This is a genomic window from Syntrophorhabdaceae bacterium (assembly GCA_028698615.1).
Taxonomy (GTDB): Bacteria; Desulfobacterota; Syntrophorhabdia; order Syntrophorhabdales; family Syntrophorhabdaceae; genus Delta-02.
Map to the genome: position 1 here is coordinate 1 of JAQVWF010000106.1, position 3,509 is coordinate 3,509.

The 3,509-nt window shown below is 50.4% G+C and carries 7 protein-coding genes; 1 reads left to right on the forward strand and 6 read right to left on the reverse strand.

All coding sequences use genetic code 11. From position 1 onward, the window contains the following. Window positions 1-5 precede the first annotated feature (5 nt). The 6 genes from PHC90_14780 to PHC90_14805 form a co-directional block, all read right to left on the reverse strand. Window positions 6-1,016, reverse strand: coding sequence for a transposase (locus tag PHC90_14780; GenBank protein ID MDD3847611.1), 1,011 nt, complete (start codon window positions 1,014-1,016; stop codon window positions 6-8). Between the two features lie 76 nt (window positions 1,017-1,092). After that, window positions 1,093-1,308, reverse strand: coding sequence for a DUF2283 domain-containing protein (locus PHC90_14785; protein ID MDD3847612.1), 216 nt, complete (start codon window positions 1,306-1,308; stop codon window positions 1,093-1,095). After that, entirely contained in the window at window positions 1,305-1,553 is a 249-nt protein-coding gene (locus tag PHC90_14790) for a hypothetical protein (protein ID MDD3847613.1), read from the reverse strand. The genes PHC90_14785 and PHC90_14790 overlap by 4 nt, the downstream gene beginning before the upstream one ends. Before the next feature lie 198 nt (window positions 1,554-1,751). Continuing rightward, complete coding sequence (locus PHC90_14795; protein MDD3847614.1) at window positions 1,752-2,174, reverse strand: type II toxin-antitoxin system VapC family toxin; 423 nt, start codon at window positions 2,172-2,174, stop codon at window positions 1,752-1,754. 385 nt (window positions 2,175-2,559) lie between these two features. Further along, window positions 2,560-2,892 (reverse strand): type II toxin-antitoxin system RelE/ParE family toxin, encoded by a 333-nt coding sequence (locus tag PHC90_14800; protein ID MDD3847615.1) that lies wholly within the window; start codon window positions 2,890-2,892, stop codon window positions 2,560-2,562. Continuing rightward, window positions 2,889-3,161 carry a type II toxin-antitoxin system Phd/YefM family antitoxin gene (locus PHC90_14805; GenBank protein ID MDD3847616.1) on the reverse strand — a complete coding sequence of 91 codons (273 nt, stop codon included), beginning with the start codon at window positions 3,159-3,161 and terminating at the stop codon, window positions 2,889-2,891. The genes PHC90_14800 and PHC90_14805 overlap by 4 nt, the downstream gene beginning before the upstream one ends. A 159-nt stretch (window positions 3,162-3,320) precedes the next feature. Here PHC90_14805 and PHC90_14810 point away from each other — a divergent pair. Further along, a partial coding sequence (locus PHC90_14810; protein MDD3847617.1) for a hypothetical protein occupies window positions 3,321-3,509 on the forward strand: 189 nt, incomplete at its 3' end.

A 3,509-nucleotide genomic window follows, 5' to 3' on the forward strand; every position in this document is an offset into this window, starting at 1 on the left:
AGAAATTAAGTAACTTTTCCGAAGACCTCCAGCTTCTTCTCCCGAACGATATCCCGCCCCCTTCTCACGGCATAGCTTACAGCCGGCTCCGAAACCGCAAAGCGTACCGCAAGGTCCTTCAGCGGAGTCTCCAGTTCCTGTACCGCCAGGAAGCAGAAGACACTTCTCGCTTCAACAAGAGTCTTGTGTCTTCCACGAACATAAAGGTCTTCGCGGGACATGCCATACAGTTCACAGATTCCCCTTTCTATGGCGGCCATATCAAGACCCGACTGTTTCATTTCGTAGCGGCGGGTCAGCTTTTCCTCTGCCCGCTTGAGGATCCCCAGCACAAAAGACGTGTCGCCAAGGATACGTTCGTCACCCTTCATTAAACCCTCGTGTTTGGAGGCTCTTGCCTCCTCCCATCCCCCAAGACTTCGTATCAGGCCTCCACCCACAAGTTCGGGCCGACGGCCCTGACCAACTGCCGACCTCACGAATTCACCATAGGACGACCGGGCCTTCGCGGCATTCGCACCGAACAAAGAAAGGATGGCATCGATATCCTGCCATTCGCATGGCCTGTTGCCGACAAGAACCGCATGGCCCGACCAGGGGTAGGTACAGAGCGACTCAAAGTCCGGCACGATGCCGGCTCGGAGCGGATTGAGATGAATATAGCGGACCAACTCCTTCAGGTATGGCTCCTCCTGGCAGAGGATGGATCTGTACCGGTTCTGGAAAAGGTGCCCCGAACGTTTGTGCCTGCGGTTGAACCCAGCCGCATAGCCCGTCAGCAGCCGCGCCATGAACGTTGAAAGGGGAGCATCGCCGGTGCGCAGAAGCATGTGGACATGGTTCGACATGAGCGCCCAGGCATAGCAGGATGTCTTTGTCTCCGGAACAAGGATGGATAATCGTTCGAGGAAGTCCTTCCTGTCGGCGTTGCTGGTGAAGATCGGTTTCTTTTCGATGCCTCTTATAATGACATGGTGGAGAATACCGGCTGCATCAAGGCGGGCGTGTCGCGGCATGGGGTAATGATACCATCGAAGGGAACGAGGGTCAAGAGTTTCTTACTTTCTTAAGAACGTCCCCTACCGGTACTGATCAAGCTGCGGAGAATATATCCGCCGGCAGCTTCTTAAGGGTCAATTCTTTGAGATGTACCTTCTTGCTGGCATTATCGATATCTATTCCCACAAGATTATTCTCGGCATCATAATCAAGCACAATACCCTCCGAGATCTCCCGACTATCCACGCTTGTTTTCTCGGAGAGATCGATATAAAGAGAGTCTGTTTCCGGATAATAGTTCAGTTTCATTTCTTGAACCCCCTGTCTGGAAAAGCATTGTGAATGGTTCTTCTATCGTTGAGAGTTATTACCCTTAAGATTCGATCTTCCATCTCGGGAACCACACCCCAGAATCTGAAACGGTTACTTTCCTGGGGCTCCACCCTGATAGGGTTCTCAACTACCCGAATGCACCATTCCTTTTGAAGATAGCTCCGCTTTCTCAGAACTTCTTTTTCGAAATACTCAGTAAACCGATAATCGCCAAAGTCCATACAGGAACCTATTATATGCTATTTCAGTTACTAATTGAATATATTTCACTTTTTCCTTCAATCCCTTCTGACATGGCGAATAGGGTCTTGCATCAAGGCGGGCGTGTCGCGGCACGGAAAGATGATACCATCGAAGGGAACGAGGGCCAAGAGTTTCTTACTTTCTTAAGAGTGCTATAACCAAACCAGAACGTCCCCTCACCTGCTCACCTGTGTTTTGACCCCGCAGACATTTGCGGCGGTGATCAGTTCCTTGTCCAGCGTTGCCAGTTGGGCATCCATACGTATGGCCAGCTCAAGATAGGCTGCGTCGTAAGACGAAAGCCCGTATGTACGGGCAACCTCGTACAGTCGCCTGATGTAAGGAAACCCCTGAGCTTCGTCTGTCTCCAGGGGGAATCCCGAAAGAAGCTGCGTGATTCTCTGAACATCAACTTCTTTCAGCATCTTTTTGCGTTCGGCTGTACAAAGGACGTTTGTCAGTTCGTACCACCACAACATTGGAACATGCAGTGTGCGGGAATCGGGATATTCAGAAAAGAATTGATTGACCTGCGGGGAGGCTTTGTCCGGCAAAAAGAGCGCCGCTGCAAAGGAGCAATCTATGACCCATTTTGTCAACCTTTCCTGCCTTCGTTGATCAATTCCTTGATATCGCAACTGCCCTTCACGCGCTTTCTTATAGTGGACAATTCTGTGAGGATATCATTCACCGATGCCACGTTTTCCTCTGTGGTAGGAACCAGTCGCGCAACAGGCCTACCTCTTCGCGTGATCGTAATTGCCCGCCCTTTCTCGACCTCATGAAGAAGTTGCGAAAGGTGAGTCTTGGCGTCAAAGGCACTCACTGTGTTTTCCTTCGTTTTCATTTAACCAGTATATTAAACCAGTCTCTTGTTGTCAACCACTAAGCCGAAGCCAGGAAATAACTCAGCTCTATACCCTGAGCACCGACGAGGGTCGTCAGAAATCAAACAATGACAAGGCCAGTATGCCCCTGGCACCGCTACGTCTCGGAAGACGGCTCTATGAGGTTGAGCTGGATCATCTTCCGGACCAGTTTGTAGATATCTCTCTTGTCTCCTTCCTTTCGTATGCCGACCGCCATGACAATAACGATGACGGATGTGTCCTGAATCCTGTAAATGACACGGTACCGCTGGCCAGCCGCACGCACACTGCGATAGCCGCTCAATTCTCCGAGCAACGGCTTGCCCTGCTTTTCGGGATCGTCCCGCAGTCGGTCGATCCTCTGCACGATCTGCCCAACAATACGCCTGTCCTTCATTCCTTTGAGCATTTCAAGGGCCGCGGGCGTAATCTCGATCCCGTACCTCAACCCTTGATCTCCTCTCTGGCAACATCCCAGGAAACCGTCTTCCCCTCCCTGGCCTCTCTTATGCCCTGGCGCAGGGACTTCATCAACTGTTCATCACCCATGACCTCCAGAGTCTCGTAGATAGCCTCAAAAAGCTCCCATGTCATAATGGCAAGAACGGGCTTGCCCCTGCGGGTAACGGCAACAGCGCTGTCTTCCATGCGGCCTTCCAATTCCTCAGGCAGTGACGTCAACTTCTTCCGCGCCTCCATCATCGGTAATGTTTCCATGCTCACCTCTCCACTACAAAGTACTGTATAGAGTACATATTAATGTACCTTTGTATGGCGGTCAACAAAAACCTCAACAGAATAGTGACAGCAATAACCACTATTTGAATATATTTCACTTTTTCTTTTAGTCCCTCTTTGGCGAGGTGGATACGGCTCTTGCATCGGGGCGAGCATATTGCGGCACGGAAAGATGATACCATCGAAGGGAATGAGGGCCAAGAGTTTCTTAATTTCTTAAGAACGTTATATATTCCCCATGACCCTGACCATATCCCCAAGGATAGCAGAGAAAAAGGTTTTTTATCAGATTACCAAAAAAGGAAGCCTCCTGATAGTATTGAATCG